The 15,881-nt window shown below is 38.0% G+C and carries 15 protein-coding genes; 3 read left to right on the top strand and 12 right to left on the bottom strand.

Features of this window, described 5'->3' with window-relative positions:
• Positions 1–13: 13 nt before the first annotated feature.
• From H9565_RS15590 to recR, 7 genes are all read right to left on the bottom strand, one after another.
• On the bottom strand, positions 14–1,264 hold the full coding sequence (locus H9565_RS15590; RefSeq protein WP_215441011.1) for a competence/damage-inducible protein A: 1,251 nt from the start codon (positions 1,262–1,264) through the stop codon (positions 14–16).
• On the bottom strand, positions 1,264–1,602 hold the full coding sequence (locus H9565_RS15595) for an Hpt domain-containing protein (protein ID WP_215441013.1): 339 nt from the start codon (positions 1,600–1,602) through the stop codon (positions 1,264–1,266). Before H9565_RS15595 ends, H9565_RS15590 begins: the two co-directional genes overlap by 1 nt.
• Positions 1,602–2,213 carry a fumarylacetoacetate hydrolase family protein gene (locus tag H9565_RS15600; RefSeq protein WP_215441015.1) on the bottom strand — a complete coding sequence of 204 codons (612 nt, stop codon included), beginning with the start codon at positions 2,211–2,213 and terminating at the stop codon, positions 1,602–1,604. Before H9565_RS15600 ends, H9565_RS15595 begins: the two co-directional genes overlap by 1 nt.
• 17 nt (positions 2,214–2,230) lie before the next feature.
• Positions 2,231–3,007 carry a 3'-5' exonuclease gene (locus H9565_RS15605; protein WP_215441016.1) on the bottom strand — a complete coding sequence of 259 codons (777 nt, stop codon included), beginning with the start codon at positions 3,005–3,007 and terminating at the stop codon, positions 2,231–2,233.
• 87 nt (positions 3,008–3,094) lie between these two features.
• Complete coding sequence (locus H9565_RS15610) at positions 3,095–4,372, bottom strand: hypothetical protein (RefSeq protein ID WP_215441017.1); 1,278 nt, start codon at positions 4,370–4,372, stop codon at positions 3,095–3,097.
• A gap of 163 nt (positions 4,373–4,535) precedes the next feature.
• Positions 4,536–5,894 (bottom strand): dihydrolipoamide acetyltransferase family protein, encoded by a 1,359-nt coding sequence (locus tag H9565_RS15615; protein WP_215441018.1) that lies wholly within the window; start codon positions 5,892–5,894, stop codon positions 4,536–4,538.
• 81 nt (positions 5,895–5,975) lie between these two features.
• On the bottom strand, positions 5,976–6,596 hold the full coding sequence (recR, locus tag H9565_RS15620; RefSeq protein ID WP_215441019.1) for a recombination mediator RecR: 621 nt from the start codon (positions 6,594–6,596) through the stop codon (positions 5,976–5,978).
• 57 nt (positions 6,597–6,653) lie between these two features.
• Between recR and H9565_RS15625 the strand changes: the two genes are divergently transcribed.
• Positions 6,654–8,132: a sodium:solute symporter gene (locus H9565_RS15625; RefSeq protein ID WP_215441020.1), complete on the top strand. Its 1,479-nt coding sequence runs from the start codon at positions 6,654–6,656 to the stop codon at positions 8,130–8,132.
• A gap of 62 nt (positions 8,133–8,194) precedes the next feature.
• Here H9565_RS15625 and H9565_RS15630 read toward each other — a convergent pair whose 3' ends face one another.
• The 4 genes from H9565_RS15630 to H9565_RS15645 all read right to left on the bottom strand — a co-directional run bounded on the left by H9565_RS15630 (position 8,195) and on the right by H9565_RS15645 (position 11,888).
• Positions 8,195–8,554 carry a CoA-binding protein gene (locus H9565_RS15630; RefSeq protein WP_215441021.1) on the bottom strand — a complete coding sequence of 120 codons (360 nt, stop codon included), beginning with the start codon at positions 8,552–8,554 and terminating at the stop codon, positions 8,195–8,197.
• Between the two features lie 209 nt (positions 8,555–8,763).
• Entirely contained in the window at positions 8,764–9,771 is a 1,008-nt protein-coding gene (locus tag H9565_RS15635; RefSeq protein WP_215441023.1) for a 3-oxoacyl-ACP synthase III family protein, read from the bottom strand.
• Between the two features lie 93 nt (positions 9,772–9,864).
• On the bottom strand, positions 9,865–11,190 hold the full coding sequence (locus tag H9565_RS15640; RefSeq protein WP_215441025.1) for an ABC1 kinase family protein: 1,326 nt from the start codon (positions 11,188–11,190) through the stop codon (positions 9,865–9,867).
• Between the two features lie 38 nt (positions 11,191–11,228).
• Positions 11,229–11,888: a TetR family transcriptional regulator C-terminal domain-containing protein gene (locus tag H9565_RS15645; protein ID WP_215441027.1), complete on the bottom strand. Its 660-nt coding sequence runs from the start codon at positions 11,886–11,888 to the stop codon at positions 11,229–11,231.
• A gap of 427 nt (positions 11,889–12,315) precedes the next feature.
• Between H9565_RS15645 and htpG the strand changes: the two genes are divergently transcribed.
• On the top strand, positions 12,316–14,208 hold the full coding sequence (gene htpG, locus H9565_RS15650; protein ID WP_215441029.1) for a molecular chaperone HtpG: 1,893 nt from the start codon (positions 12,316–12,318) through the stop codon (positions 14,206–14,208).
• A gap of 422 nt (positions 14,209–14,630) precedes the next feature.
• Positions 14,631–15,005 carry a hypothetical protein gene (locus tag H9565_RS15655; RefSeq protein ID WP_215441031.1) on the top strand — a complete coding sequence of 125 codons (375 nt, stop codon included), beginning with the start codon at positions 14,631–14,633 and terminating at the stop codon, positions 15,003–15,005.
• A 51-nt stretch (positions 15,006–15,056) separates the two neighbouring features.
• Here H9565_RS15655 and H9565_RS15660 read toward each other — a convergent pair whose 3' ends face one another.
• Positions 15,057–15,866 (bottom strand): inositol oxygenase family protein, encoded by an 810-nt coding sequence (locus H9565_RS15660; RefSeq protein WP_215441033.1) that lies wholly within the window; start codon positions 15,864–15,866, stop codon positions 15,057–15,059.
• Positions 15,867–15,881: the final 15 nt, after the last annotated feature.

A 15,881-nucleotide genomic window follows, 5' to 3' on the forward strand; every position in this document is an offset into this window, starting at 1 on the left:
ACAAAACAATATTTCAGATTTTTGAAATTTCTTTTTGCAACAGCTCCAAAGCCTTGTTTACGGACTTCTCTACAATGCGTTCTCTATGGCTTCCCATATTGAACTTATGGGCATAAACTCCGTTTGGTGTTGCAATGCCTATAAAGACCGTTCCGATCTCCGCATCCGAATCTCCTTTTGTAGGACCGGCATTACCTGTAGTGGCTATAGCATAGTGCGTCTTGAACAGGTGTCTAACGTTTTCTGCCATTTCCTTAGCTACTTCTGCACTCACTACAGAGTAAGTTGTTACAACGTCCCTTGGCACTTTAAGCACGTTTATCTTCGCATCTGTGGCATAGCTTACCACACTACCTTGAAAGTAAGCTGACGCTCCTGGCAAGGCTGTTAGTTGCTCCGCAATTTTCCCTCCGGTAAAACTTTCGGCCGTAGAAAGGGTCAATCCTTTTTCCGTACATAGTTTGGCCACAACTTGTTCCAAGGTTTCCTCATCCTCAGTGCCGTACATAATATCACCGATCAACGGATTTAATTTTTGTACCTCGGCATCAACGGCATCCTCAAGCGCTTTCTTATCCGGACCTTTAGCGGTCAATCGTAACCTTACTTTACCCAAACTGGGTAGATATGCCAATCGCATGGAAGCAGGTAAGTTATTTTCCCAATCTTCTATTTTATCCGCAATGGAACTTTCGCCCAGACCATAGGTAACCACTGTTCTATGCAAAATATAAGGACGCTTAAATTCTGAAATGATTTTAGGAATTACCTTATCCGTTATTAAATTCTTCATCTCATAGGGCACTCCCGGCAACGAAATAAAGGCCACACCATCTTCTTGGATCCACATGCCAGGAGCCGTACCAAAGGCATTGTGCAAAACCGTGGCCTTAGAAGGAACCAAAGCTTGTTTTCTGTTGATATCCGATATGGGCGTAGTGGTAATATACTTCCTAAAAAGTTCTTCTACATGTGCCAAAACACTTGCATTTTCTACCAAGGTGTCATTAAAAAACTCACATAGCGTGTGCTTTGTAATATCATCCTTCGTAGGGCCAAGCCCTCCGGTTATGATAACAACTTGAACCCTCTTTTTGGCGTCTTCCAACGCCTGAAGAATATGCTCCCTATCATCTTGAATTGAAGTAATCTGGTAGACAGACACCCCAATTTTATTAAGTTCTTTGGAGATAAAAACGGAATTGGTATCAACAATCTGACCTATTAGAATCTCATCGCCAATGGTAATGATTTCAGCAAGCATTAGATGTTGAAATCTTTTTTAAGCTCGGCCACTACTTGGTCTATGTCTTTTTTCAACAAGGGAAAAACCACTTGTATCTCGGACATATTGGCTTCTGCTTTTCCCAACGTTTCAATCTGTAAGGCAGCGGCACGCGTCTGTTCCATACCCAACAAATCTACATTAGGTTTAATTTTATGAGCTAATTTGTAAACCTGGTCATGGTTTTGCTCATTTAGGGCAGCTTCTAGATCTTCTAAATCCTGCGGCACCTCTTCTAAAAATACAGAGATAACAGAGTTGATGAAATCCTCATCTCCTTCTGCCATTTCATTGATTTTATCAAGACTGTAAATCATTATTTTACTTTTAAATGAAAAAGTTCACGACCCTCCAGAATACCTGAAAGGTAGTCATTTGCTTCAATTCTACCAACACCGGCCGGTGTACCCGTAAAAATTACATCGCCTTTTTTTAACATAAAAAACCGGGAAACATACGACACCAGCTCATCTATCTTCCAGAGCATGAGACCGGTATTCCCTTTTTGGACTTCACCTTCGTTCTTCAACAAAGAGAAATTTAAATTGTTTAAATCTTTAAAATTTGTTTTCGAAAGCCACTCTCCTATGACCGCTGAACCATCAAAACCCTTTGCTTTTTCCCACGGCAAACCTTTCTCTTTAAGCTTTGATTGTAAATCTCTAGCGGTAAAATCTATTCCCAAACCAACTTCGTCATAATAGGTATGGGCAAATTTTTCATTAATGTGCTTCCCTACTTTTTTAATCTTGACCAATACCTCTACTTCATAGTGTATGTCATTGGAAAATTCAGGAATATAGAAATCCTGTTCTTTGGGTAGAATTGCGGAATCCGGTTTAATAAACACTACAGGTTCATCTGGTCTTTCATTGGCCAATTCCTCTATATGTTCAGTATAATTTCTACCGATACAGATAATTTTCATGGAAACCCTCTTAGTTTTTAACTTAGCTTATTGTTCAGCTGACTTAATTTAACTTGTGTCAGCACCTTTTTTGTATATAGCGGAAAATCTGCATTAAGAATCCACCCGAAATAGCCAGGTTCTTTTTCCAATACATCCAGAACCTTTCTCCCTTTATGTTTACCAAAGGCAAAAATTTCTACACCATCCTCATCATATCCTAAAAAGCCTGCAAAATCCGCAAACTGCCTATGGGTAGAAAATTCGGCCAGCTTCTTTACATTGTTCTCCAGTTCCGGGTATCTATCCAATTGGGACAATAATACCTCGTAAGTAGCCAATGTATCCGCTTCGGCACTATGGGCATCGGTAAGGTCTTTATCACAATAAAACTTGTACGCTGCCGCTAGGGTACGCTTTTCCATCTTATGAAATATAGTCTGTACATCTATGGAGACCATACTCTTCATATCAAAGTCTAGCTCTGCCCTTAACATTTCTTCGGCCAACAGAGGAATATCAAAACGATCTGAATTAAACCCTCCTAAATCGCAGTCTTTAATCATGGCGTAGATGGTCCGGGAAAGGTCTTTAAAAGTTGGCTCATTGGCAACTTTTTCATTTGAAATACCATGAATAGCAACCACCTCTTCCGGGATTTCCATTTCCGGATTTACCAACCAGGTTTTACTTTCCTTATTCCCGTTAGGGTATACTTTTAAAACAGATATTTCTACGATCCGGTCTTTGGCAACGTTAGTTCCCGTAGTTTCCAAATCAAAAAAACAAATGGGACGCGTAAGATTAAGTTCCATGTTTTTAGCAATTTTTTTAAACAAAGATAACCTTTAACAAGGTTCAAGAAAACATATCCATACTTTTCTTATTAAAGAAAAATAGCATTACAACCTAGTATTTATAACATTATTAAACGCGGAACCAAAAGTATAGCTAAGACCAACACTAAGGCTGGTCTCAAAATCAGTAGCAATCTGTTTTTGCTGCAGTAACACATCCTCTAGAGATGCATCTCCTCCCGGCAGGTTGATCTGATCCCTTATAATCTCGAACCTGCCCGAAAACCGTGCCGCTAAACCTTTTAACAATCGCACTGAAAAACTTCCGTTCAACTGAATTCTATTTTTGGCAAAATCATTCAAAAAAGTAGACCCCCTTAGCCGTGCATAAACGTTACCCCAAGGCTGACGATACCTTATCTGTACATCTAACGAATGATTAAAAACACCTTCCGTTTCTTTATTAAAAATGGTCGGTTCTATATAATCATTATGAAAGTAGCCTATTTTATATGCAAAAACGATTTCTCTACGGAGCACTTCTTTGTACGAGTAGATATTGTATTCTATGGCCGGGGTTGCGTAATATTTAAAGTCAAGATTCGTAAAGGTGTTATGTTGCACACCTCCAAAAATACCGGCAGACCAATGGTCCGATAGACTGGCAACGATACTACCATCCGCAGAATACCTAAAACGTTCACTGGTAAACGTTTCCTCATTCCTAACAAATTCTTTATTGGCCTGATTGAGTTCAACATCCGTACGAATCCGTAATTTTTCCGTTACATGATCACTTTGAAAGCCCAACTCATATTCAAACTCTTTACGACTAGATTCTCTTTTAAGCTTGGCTTCCCCATAAACTTCAAAAATCCAATTGTTCCAAGGATCCCTAAAATCTACCTCCTGAATCTCACCAAGTCCTTCTTTATTGACCGTGTACGTAATATTCTCCGCTAAATCCGATTCCAAAACATATTGAAGAAGTCCGGATTGTACTTTCTTTAAAAGTCCCTTGCGCACCTCATCATCCGTCATGCTGGCAGTACTATCGTAAGTAAGTTTTCCAAAAATATCCTTATAATCCTCTACACCCTCAAACTCCAACATATAGGTACGTCCTCCGCTACCATTGGCTATATCGTAAATAAAGAGTTTAACATTGGCCTGTGCCTGATCACGAACGTGATTTACATAGTTTATTTCTTGCCTTAGATAATTCTTTTCGCAATTACAATCTATATAAAGTTTTAGGGGTGCTTTTTCTTCTTGATCTACACTTGCCTCTTGCGCAAACATAAGAACAGGAGTCAAAAATAAAAGGAAAAGAAACGAATCTAAAATTCGTATTGGGAACGTTTTAAAATCTGTTATTGGCATTGTTGGTTTGGCGACCTGATGGTTATTTATCTATCGCATGAAAATAAGACTATTAATCTATTTATAGCGAAAGCCCAATGAAAAACCGAAATAAATTACGGATTTAAAACAAATACGCTTTTTAAGTGAGAATGCCTTAACAAAATAGTGTTGCCTCCAAATCTTACACTTCACGATCCATATCCCAAGCTTCCAAATAATCTGCCACCGCTTTTGCGAACATACTACCTAAAGCTCCATTTACCACCCTGTGGTCATAACTATGGGAAAGATACATTTTGTTTCGTATACCTATAAAATCTCCTTCCGGAGTTTCTATAACAGATGGAATTTTTCGGATAGCGCCCAATGCCAATATACCCACTTGAGGCTGGTTAATGATCGGGGTGCCAAAAACACTGCCAAACGTACCCACGTTGGTAACGGTATAGGTACCGTTTTGAACTTCGTCCGGTTTTAGTTTGTTCTCCCTTGACCTAGCTGCTAAGTCGTTTACCACCTTGGCCATTCCCACTAAATTCAATTGATCTGCATTTTTTATCACGGGAACAATAAGGTTTCCATCCGGAAGGGCTGCAGCCATACCTATATTTATATTTTTCTTTTTAATCACTGTATCACCATCCAAAGAAATATTCATTAAAGGGTATTTCTTAAGTGCCTTTGCAACGGCTTCCATGAAAATTGGGGTAAACGTAAGCTTCTCTCCTTCTCTCTTTTCAAAAGCGTTCTTTACCTTGTTCCTCCAATTCACAATTTTTGTAACGTCTACCTCTATAAAGCTTTGAACGTGAGCAGAAGTAGATACACTGCTGACCATATGCTTAGCAATAAGTTTGCCCATTCTGGACAACGGAATAACCTCGCCATCTTCTATCTGTTTTACATCTGAACCATTGGCCATACCAACATCCGAAGTAATTTGACCTACTCTGGAGGACACCGCTTGTTTTGGAGCAGGAGCTACAGGTTGCTGGGTCTTTGCTTTTTTGCCATTTTCAAGATAGGCCAGAATATCATTTTTGGTAACCCGCCCCTCATTGCCCGTACCTTCTATGGTATCAAGCTCAGCAATAGAAATACCTTCTTGCTTAGCAATATTTTTCACCAAAGGCGAATAAAAACGGTCAGAATCCGATTTTTGGACCTGATGCACAGGAGCACTTACCGTTTCTTTGGCCACTTTTACAGTGTCCTCTACCAAAGCAGCAGACTCTTCGGTGGCTTTAGATGCTTCAACCGGAGCGGTAGATGTCTTGGTCTGGGCCACTTCAACAGATTGTTCCGTTTCAATGATAGCCACGGTATCCCCTACTTTTATTACATCGTCTATATCATAAAGCTTCTCCACCAAAACACCTTCAACCTCACTGGGAACCTCAGAATCTACTTTGTCCGTCGCTATTTCAAAAACAGGCTCGTCCAACTCAATAGTATCCCCAATTTCTTTTAACCAAGTGGTTAGAGTTGCTTCTGCAACACTTTCACCCATTCTCGGTAATTTCAGTTCAAACTTTGACATATTCTTATTTTATTCTGCTTTTAAGCTAATTTGGTCGCAAAAATACCAAAAAAAACGCCTATTTATTAAACTTACTATATTTTAATTCGCTTTCAATGAGCCCTCAAACGGAATTCGGTTTAAAATACTCCGCCCTAGAGTAACCTCATCTGCATATTCCAACTCGTCCCCCACAGCTATTCCCCTAGCAATGGTAGATGTATTAATATCCAAGCCATTCAATTGCTTATAAATATAAAAATTGGTGGTATCGCCTTCCATGGTGGAGCTCAACGCAAAAATAAACTCTTTGACCTCTCCTTTTTTTGCCTTGTCTATCAAAGATCCAATGGTTAAATCCTGCGGGCCAATTCCTTCCATTGGCGATATTTTACCTCCAAGAACGTGATACAACCCTTTATATTGGCTCGTATTTTCAATGGCCATCACATCTCTAATATCTTCAACCACGCAGACCAAGCTTCTATCCCGTTTGGGATTAGCGCAAATTTCGCATATAGCCACATCCGAAATATTATGACAGTTCTCACAAAACTTTATCTCGCTACGCAAATCCAACAACGCATTAGAGAGCCTGTCTGTCTGTTCCTTAGGCTGCTTTAGTAAATGAAGTACCAAACGAAGTGCCGTTCGTTTACCGATTCCCGGTAACTGCGACATTTCGTATACGGCATTTTCTAGAAGTTTAGATGAAAAATCCATAGACACAAAATTACGTACTATTTTTACTTTTTGTACTTTGGTTTGAAATTTTATTCCATGACCGCCACCCACATCCTAATCTTGATAGGTGCTTATTTTCTCCTCCTTTTATTGATATCCTATTTTACGGGAAAAAATGACTCTAACGTTGATTTTTTTAAAGCAGGGAAATCATCGCCTTGGTACTTGGTTGCTTTCGGTATGGTGGGCGCTTCGCTTTCCGGTGTAACATTTATATCGGTACCGGGTTGGGTAGAGGCCTCGGAATTTAGTTACATGCAGGTGGTTTTTGGTTATCTGGCGGGCTATTTTGTAATCGCCTTTATCTTGCTTCCCATCTATTATCAGCTTAACGTAACTTCTATATACGAGTATCTTAAAAAGCGATTTGGAACCGTAAGTTATAAAGTGGGTGCCATATCTTTCTTTATTTCCAGGGTTTTAGGCGCCGCTTTCAGACTTTTCTTAGTAGCCATTGTTTTGCAGCAGTTTGTTTTTGACGAATTAGGTGTTCCTTTTGAAATTACAGTGGTTCTCTCTATTTTACTAATCTGGATCTATACTTTTAGAGGTGGCATAAAAACTATTGTCTGGACAGATACGTTACAAACCTCCTTTATGCTCCTTTCTGTTGGATTGAGCATCTACTTCATTAACCAAAAACTGGACTGGAGTTTTACGGAGTTCCTAGCGTCCGAAGAACTAAAACAATACAACAAAGTACTATTTACCGATAGTTTTTTTGACAAGAACCACTTTCTAAAGTCTTTTCTTGGCGGTATGTTCATTACCATTTGTATGACAGGGTTAGACCAGGATATGATGCAAAAGAACCTTACCTGTAAATCTCTTAAGGATGCACAAAAGAATATGGTTTCCTTTAGCGTGGTATTAGTAATCGTAAATTTTGTTTTTCTTTTACTAGGTGCGCTCTTGTTCATATATTCCGCTAAGTTCAATATTGCAACGCCATTGATGGACGGCCAAGCAAAACCGGACCTGTTATTTCCAGAAATAGCACTTAACAGTGGTCTGGGCATGGTAGTTGCCATTACCTTTATGCTAGGTTTAATAGCAGCGGCCTACAGTAGTGCAGACAGTGCGCTAACCTCTCTGACCACATCTTTTTGCGTAGATTTTCTCAGCATTGATGAAAAGGCCGAAAAAGACCAGAATAGAATTAGGAAAACCACTCACATTGGCATGAGCATCTTGCTCATAGTAACAGTTATTGCGTTCAAATATATTCTGGACAGAAATGTTATTGATGGCCTATTGACAGTTGCCACCTATACCTATGGACCTTTACTAGGTCTTTTTACCTTTGGTATATTCACCAAATACGCCGTAAAAGACGGTTATGTGTGGATTATAGCGCTATTATCCGTACTTTGTATTGTAGCGCTGGCCAATCTTCCTGTTGAATATTTGGGCGGGTATAAAGTAGGTTACGAGCTACTCCCCTTAAATGGCCTATTAACATTTATAGGACTTTATTTTATTCGTAATAAAAGCAGTCAAGAAATAACAAGTTGAGAAGAAAACTTTAAAACGTTAAAGTTTTATGCGAAAAAACCTACATGTTTTTCGTCGATCAATTAATATTGCCCTGTAGCCAATAAGACCAAGGTGCAAGCCACGACCGCTTCAATCCCTTTGGATTCCAGTAATTTGTAAAATTCAGGGTTTTCTGTGCCCGGATTAAATATTACACGTTTCGGATTTATTTGTAAGATTTTGTCGATATATTCAGGCTGACGTGCTGGACCTATATACAAAGTAACGGTATGAATGTTTTGAAATTCATTTAAATTGGTCTTTATTTGTATATCCCTGATTTTACCTTCGCGTAAACCGAATGCTTCAGTTTTGATGCTATGGTCTAAAAGCCGATTAACCGCTAGATTGCTATATCGATTCGTTTTTAGAGAAGCTCCGAATACAAGGGTATTTTTCATATGTTAAATATGATGTTAAAGTTCTTTAAGGATGTAACTTTTTAGTAAAATATACGTCTATTATAAAAGTCGTTCTAAAAAGTGTAAACTTTCAAAAAATATTGGTCGGTGATAAAGCTATATGTTTATAGTTAATGGTTAGTGTTTAGTATAGCAGAATCAACGACAGAAACCCCGATGGAGACATCGGGGTTTTGTGTTTTATAAGCTTACCATTTTATAATAGCACTACCCCAAGTAAAACCGCTACCGAACGCGGCAAGAACCACAAGGTCTCCTTCTTTTATCTTACCGCTTTCCCAAGCTTCCGTAAGCGCTATAGGGATAGACGCTGCAGTGGTATTACCGTATTTCATAATGTTGTTGAAAACCTGATCATCTCCTAAACCAAACTTTTTCTGTATAAACTGGGAAATTCTCAAGTTAGCCTGATGGGGCACCAACATATTAATATCCGAAGGTGTTAAATCATTAGCCTTTAAACCCTCCATAATTACCTCACTAAAACGGACTACTGCATTTTTAAATACAAACTGTCCATTCATGTATGGAAAGTAAGATTCATCATTAGGGTCGTTCTCATCAATAATATCCGTAACCCAACGTTTGCCCATACCCGGAGCTATTAAGGACAACTCCTCTGCATGCTGGCCTTCACTGTGCAAATGTGTAGAAAGAACCCCTTTTGAGGTATCTTCTTCCCTACTTACAACCGCTGCTCCAGCTCCATCTCCGAATATTACGGACACAGATCTACCTCTGGTAGTCATATCAAGGCCATGGGAATGTAACTCAGAACCAATTACAAGAATATTCTTGTACATACCGCTTTTGATATACTGATCTGCAACACTAAGCGCATATATAAAACCGGAACATTGGTTTCTTACATCCAAGGCCCCTACCGTTTTAATCCCAAGGTCTCTTTGAACCAAAACGCCCGGCCCAGGAAAATAGTAATCAGGACTAAGCGTCGCAAAGACAATAAAATCTATATCATCCTTATCTATACCTGCACGTTCTATAGCTATTTTTGCAGCCTTTACGCCCATGGTTGTAGTGGTATCACCACCCTTTACGACATGTCTTCTTTCTTTGATACCCGTTCGTTCTTGGATCCATTCATCATTGGTATCCATTACCTTGGCCAAATCATCATTGGTCACTACGTTTTCGGGCACAAAGTATCCAAGTCCCGTAATTTTTGAATTATACATAGAAGGTTTTTTTTAATTTAAAAAGCTAAAGCTTTAAACCAGGGTGCAAATTAACCCGTAAATTTCTAAGATAAGCAAAATTAATAGGATGAATTAACCTTGTGCTATTTGTTGAAGGTATTGCTTATAGCTATTTACATCAATTTTTGCCCTAAGGTCATGAAGTAAATTGTAGAGCCCAAAGAATGTCCTGTTCATATACAGAAAGTGCTTAGACCCTCTGTTTCCGTTCATTTTACGAATCTGACTATCCTTGGAATAGCGTTCACTTAAATCTGCTATTTTCTCCCAGAAATCATTAGAACCAAAGTCAAAACTAGTTTCGTGAAAAGGCGAAGTAAAAAGTGTGAGCATTTCTTTGAATAGCGCTTTAAAGAATTTGAGCTCTTCGGGCGAGTCGGTTTCCGTTAATATTTCCAACTCATACAGTTTCGCCATAAAAACTGCGTCATTTTCAATGTTTTCTTTTTTCGCCAACTCAAAATAAGGCACATAAAATTCGTTGGGTACCTCTTTAATACAGCCAAAATCTATGGCAATCAATGTATTTTGCTCACTTACCAAAAAATTTCCTGGATGAGGATCAGCATGAACCCTTCTTAGACCATGAATTTGGAACATATAAAAATCCCAAAGCGTCTGCCCCAATTTATTACCTATTTCCTGACTAAAATTTTTATTGGTGAATTCGCCCAGATGTTGGCCATACATCCAATCCATTGTAATAATTCGCTCACTTGAAAGCTCCTCATAATACTTGGGGAATTCTAAATTTTTAATCCCGGAACAACTATTAGTAATACTAATGCTCTGCTCAATTTCTAAAAAATAATTGGTCTCTTCTATGAGTTTGTTTTCTACTTCTTTAAAATATTTATCAGAGTCTTTTCCCTGTAGATTAAACATCTTTATGGCAATGGGTTTCACCAATGCCAAATCACTGGAAATACTTTCCGCAACACCCGGGTATTGAATCTTTACCGCCAATTCCTTACCGTCTTTTGTTGCCTTATGCACTTGGCCTATACTAGCGGCATTTATACTATCTTTTTCAAAAGTATCGAACAGCTCCTCTGGATATTTGCCCAAATATTTCTTAAATGTTTTACGTACCAAGGGAGCAGAAAGAGGTGGTACGGAAAACTGTGAGAGCGAAAACTTGTCTACATACGCCTTTGGGAGTATATTTTTCTCCATACTAAGCATTTGAGCAACTTTTAGGGCACTACCCTTTAAGCTCTTAAGTCCGTCATAAATATCCTCCGCATTGTTTTCGTTCAGTTCGTTTTTATCCATTTCAGGATTCACCAACTTTTTACTGTAATATTTAACATAATTGCCCCCAATTTTAACACCTGTTTTAACCAGTTTTCCTGCCCTTTCTATTTTACCTGTAGGTATACTATCAATTGTTTTCATATCGTCTCTTTTGGAAAAGTGAGTATGTTATAAGTTGGCTAAGCAAATGTTTCCTTATAAAGAAACTTACCGAAGTCAAGAATGTTTTCAAGTGGGGTATTATCAAAAATATCAAACACGGTATGTATAGATTTCTCTATGGCTACATCGGTTTTTTCAAATCCGGGAGAAGTATCGTCCATCCAAAATTTTAGCAAGAATAAAAACTGCAACCATGCTCCTTCCGAAAACACTTGGGGATTATATTTGGTAATTTTAAGATTCTTGTTAGCATTGGCATCATTAATAAGTTCTGCCGCAAAAGATTTAACATGCTGGCGCAGCCCTTTTAGTTGTCCAAGATTTTTTAATGGACTATTATGTTCTTTTAAAGCGAATAGAACATAACTACGGTTAAGGGTGAGCATTTCAAAAAATGTATAGAAAAAAGTAAGCATCTTATCCTTATTGGAAAAGTTATTATACGCTTCATTTTTGAGAATAAGAGCTTCTGTGTTTGTATAGAATTTGTTCCATATTTCCTTTTGCAAACTCTCTACTGAACCAAAAAACCTATAAAAATCGGCCTCCGATAATTTATTTTGTTTACAAAATTTATAAATGGATTTAGGTACGCTCTCATGCTCTAGAACATAATCCATATACATAGAGATTATACTATCTTCCGTTACCTTACTTGCTTTAGATTTTGCCACCATTTTCCAACAATTTAGTTATATAAAATTACGCCTAAGAGCGCGCATTCGTTGTTAAGGGAATACCAATTTTATCACAAAAGACAAAAACGTGCCTTCAGATGAAAGCACGTTTTAAAAACAACCTAACCAATAAATGATTATAAACGTGATATTGATCGAAAATTTTCCCTTTCACAGCAATCTTCATCACATCTTCTTCAAAGATAATAAATGTTTAACTAAAATAAAAATTAATTAAACAAAATTACAAACCGCAACCATTCCGTCATACGAACGTGTCAGTTTGTCACAGTCTCTCTGTATGGTATTTTTTTTGACAAACAGCAAACAGGTGTACATCACCTATGTTTTTCTATGCCGAAGAATGAAAAAATAGTATTAAACAAAGTTCAAGCATTAGCGCGAACATTTCTAAAATTTATAATTTATGGCTACAGGTAAAATCAATGTTTCAGTAGAGAACATTTTTCCGCTGATTAAGAAATTTTTGTACAGTGACCACGAAATCTTTTTAAGAGAGCTTATTTCCAATGCAACGGATGCTACTTTAAAGCTAAAGCACCTTACTTCCATAGGCGAAGCCAAAGTTGAATATGGCGACCCTATGATCGAGGTAAAAGTAGATAAAGAAGGAAAGAAAATTCACGTGATTGACCAAGGTATTGGTATGACCGAAGACGAGGTTAAAAAGTATATTAACGAACTTGCCTTTTCCGGTGCGGAAGAATTCTTGAACAAGTATGAGGACGGAGCCAAAGAGTCCGGCATTATAGGTCATTTTGGTCTTGGTTTCTATTCTGCCTTTATGGTTGCTGATAAAGTACAGATCAGTACCAGAAGCTTTAAGGAAGATGCAGAACCGGTATTATGGAGCTGTGACGGCTCTCCAAATTTTACATTGGAACCAGGTGACCGCCAAGAACGCGGTACAGAGATTATTCTTCATATTGCCGAAGACTCCACTGAGTTTCTAGAAGACAACCGTATTAGCGAGCTTCTGAACAAGTATAACAAGTTCATGCCTATTCCAATTAAATTTGGAATGAAGACAGAGACGCTTCCTAAGCCAGAAGATGCCAAAGAAGAAGATCCAGCACCTACTCAAGAAGTAGATAATATTATTAACAACCCTACCCCTGCCTGGACCAAACAACCGGCAGATTTAGAGGATCAAGATTACAAGAATTTCTACAGGGAACTGTATCCAATGCAGTTTGAGGAACCTTTGTTCCACATTCACCTGAACGTAGACTACCCGTTTAATCTTACAGGTATACTTTATTTTCCAAAGTTGACCAATGATCTTAACGTTCAAAAAGACCGCATTCAACTGTACCAAAACCAAGTTTTTGTAACGGATAATGTAGAAGGTATTGTTCCTGAATTTTTAACCATGTTGCGTGGTGTAATTGATTCTCCGGATATTCCTTTGAATGTTTCCAGATCATACCTACAGGCAGATGGTGCCGTAAAGAAAATTTCTTCGTACATCACAAGAAAGGTTGCAGATAAATTAAACTCACTGTTCAAGAACAGTAGAGAGGATTTTGAGCAAAAGTGGAACGATATTAAAATCGTTATTGAATACGGAATGCTAAGCGAAGATAAATTCTTTGACAAAGCAGACAAATTTGCACTCTACCCTACTGTAGACGGCAGCTACTTTACTTTTGAGGAACTCCAAGAAGAAATAAAGGAAAACCAAACGGATAAGGATGACAAACTTGTTATTCTTTATGCCTCCGACAAAGTTTCGCAACATAGTTATATTGAAGCTGCAAAAGCTAAAGGTTATGAAGTTTTGCTGATGGATTCGCCAATCATTGGTCACTTAATGCAAAAACTGGAAACCTCTAAAGAGAAGATTTCTTTTGCCCGTGTAGATGCAGATCATTTGGATAACTTGATTAAAAAAGAGGACACTCAGATTTCTAAATTATCCGATGAGGAAAAGGAAACCCTTAAAAAGAATCTTGAAGAAGCCATTACGGACAAGAGCTATACCGTTCAACTAGAAGCCATGGATAGTGATGCCTCTCCGTTTATCATTACCGAGCCTGAATTTATGCGTCGTATGAAAGAGATGCAACAGACTGGAGGTGGTGGCGGTATGTTTGGTATGGGATCAATGCCTGACATGTATAACCTTATCGTAAATACAAATCACGAGCTGGTAGGTGAAATATTGAACACCAAAACCGCAAAAAAACGTGAACGATTAATTAGTCAATCTATTGACTTGGCCCGTCTTTCAAAAGGTCTGTTGAAAGGGGAAGAATTAACCAATTTTATAAAACGTAGCTACGAGATGGTGAAGTAGCACTTAATAAATAAACTTACAAAACGCCCAGTTGCATAACTTTGCAATTGGGCGTTTTTTCTTGTTAAAATTCATATCTTCCCGAAAAATTTCAAAAACCATGAAATAGTATGAGTTTCCCCTATGCATAGATTTTTTTGTAAACTACGCTCATTATTTATAATAGATTATAGCTAGAAATACTGCAGATATCTCCAAAATTTACACCTACTCTATAAATTCTTTAATCCAAAATAATGTTAGGAATCCAACATTAAATATCAAAATCAAACAAAAATAAATCACATTTTGTACTATTAATCTTTCTAAATTGTTAAATGTTAAGGAACTTTGGAGACAGAATTAATTTACACTAAATATAAGAAGAGCACACTATTCCGCCCAGGTTATTGCTCCGTTTATTGAAACTAAGCACATTTTGTATGGTATTTACAGAACTTAATCCCAAGGGTAATTTTGACAGTTGGGATAAAAAGAAACTAAAAGAAATAGAAGAAGAAAAATTTAGCGAAAATATTGGTGATACTCTTTTTGAAAATGAAGAACTAATTCTAACCGAAATAGTATTGAAACCTAAGGAACGGACTCCGTTTAGAAGGCATACTAATGACTATAGTTGCACCTGTTTTACGGACGGTCTTATGATTTCAAGAAATATTAACGGACAAATAGCCTTGCTGCGTTTGGAAGAAGGTGACCATTTTTACTGGGCCTGCAGTGGGGAAGAAATGGTTCACGATTTAGAAAATATTGGTGAAAACACTATAAACATCAAAATTCTTGCGGTAAAAAAATAAACGGCCGCTAACTTAATAGTAAGGGGCCGTTTGTAAATTTTAAGAGGGTTATTACCAATTTATAGGACCTTTACCCAAATATTTTTCTGCAATAGGCTGGTAATAATCCTTTACATCTTCTAAATCATATATCTTTTGCGACTTAGTATACAAATCGTACTTATTGAAATCTTTAATAAGTTCTAAATATTCTTTGTCACCTTCGTTCAACAACTCTTTGTAACTACCTCCCGTATGCCATGGGTAAAAGGAATGGTAACGTATCATTACCATAGCTTCTTTGGGCAGTTGGTTCTCTTTATGATTAGAGAGTACTTGAAACAGATACTCATCATGCCCCCATGCTAGGTTAAGATTGTCCATACCACAACCTTTTTCATAAATACCTGTAGGCGTATTATAACGGGAATCGGCCATATCCGGATTCAATTTATTAAACTCAGGATATACACAAGTATCCGGCAATTCGCAACCTACTACGAACACATCACCTACGGTTCCCCATTGCTCGTCCTGGCTGGTACCGTCCTCATCGCTTCCCCATAGGAACATCACCTTTCCTAGGTCATGAATAAGACCGGTAAGCTGCATCCAATCTGGGCGATTGTCTTCTCTAATAGCCTCCGCGCTTTGAATTAAATGCTGTACGTTGGGCAAATCCAAATCGGGATCGCTAACGTCTATCAATCTATTCAAATGTCCCATAGCCTCCCATAGGTCCATTGGTTTGTCATAGGTCAAATATTTCTTGTGCATACGTTGAACATAGTCTACCGTTTGCTTTGACCGCATTTTTCTATAATGCTCCTTAACGGCCGCCGACACATCTACAGCCTCATAATCCCTGAACGTTTTTTCCATCTTTAACAATTTAGC

Source organism: Zobellia russellii, from assembly GCF_018728565.1.
Lineage (GTDB): Bacteria > Bacteroidota > Bacteroidia > Flavobacteriales > Flavobacteriaceae > Zobellia > Zobellia russellii.

Excerpts from the sequence above, each read along its gene's own strand:
- htpG (WP_215441029.1), top strand. The coding sequence starts at position 12,316 with ATGGCTACAGGTAAAATCAATGTTTCAGTAGAGAACATTTTTCCGCTG.
- H9565_RS15635 (WP_215441023.1), bottom strand. The coding sequence starts at position 9,771 with ATGTATAATTCAAAAATTACGGGACTTGGATACTTTGTGCCCGAAAAC.
- H9565_RS15655 (WP_215441031.1), top strand. The coding sequence starts at position 14,631 with ATGGTATTTACAGAACTTAATCCCAAGGGTAATTTTGACAGTTGGGAT.
- H9565_RS15590 (WP_215441011.1), bottom strand. The coding sequence starts at position 1,264 with ATGCTTGCTGAAATCATTACCATTGGCGATGAGATTCTAATAGGTCAG.
- H9565_RS15640 (WP_215441025.1), bottom strand. The coding sequence starts at position 11,190 with ATGAAAACAATTGATAGTATACCTACAGGTAAAATAGAAAGGGCAGGA.
- H9565_RS15595 (WP_215441013.1), bottom strand. The coding sequence starts at position 1,602 with ATGATTTACAGTCTTGATAAAATCAATGAAATGGCAGAAGGAGATGAG.
- H9565_RS15605 (WP_215441016.1), bottom strand. The coding sequence starts at position 3,007 with ATGGAACTTAATCTTACGCGTCCCATTTGTTTTTTTGATTTGGAAACT.
- H9565_RS15600 (WP_215441015.1), bottom strand. The coding sequence starts at position 2,213 with ATGAAAATTATCTGTATCGGTAGAAATTATACTGAACATATAGAGGAA.
- H9565_RS15615 (WP_215441018.1), bottom strand. The coding sequence starts at position 5,894 with ATGTCAAAGTTTGAACTGAAATTACCGAGAATGGGTGAAAGTGTTGCA.
- H9565_RS15645 (WP_215441027.1), bottom strand. The coding sequence starts at position 11,888 with ATGGTGGCAAAATCTAAAGCAAGTAAGGTAACGGAAGATAGTATAATC.
- H9565_RS15630 (WP_215441021.1), bottom strand. The coding sequence starts at position 8,554 with ATGAAAAATACCCTTGTATTCGGAGCTTCTCTAAAAACGAATCGATAT.
- H9565_RS15625 (WP_215441020.1), top strand. The coding sequence starts at position 6,654 with ATGACCGCCACCCACATCCTAATCTTGATAGGTGCTTATTTTCTCCTC.
- H9565_RS15610 (WP_215441017.1), bottom strand. The coding sequence starts at position 4,372 with ATGCCAATAACAGATTTTAAAACGTTCCCAATACGAATTTTAGATTCG.
- recR (WP_215441019.1), bottom strand. The coding sequence starts at position 6,596 with ATGGATTTTTCATCTAAACTTCTAGAAAATGCCGTATACGAAATGTCG.
- H9565_RS15660 (WP_215441033.1), bottom strand. The coding sequence starts at position 15,866 with ATGGAAAAAACGTTCAGGGATTATGAGGCTGTAGATGTGTCGGCGGCC.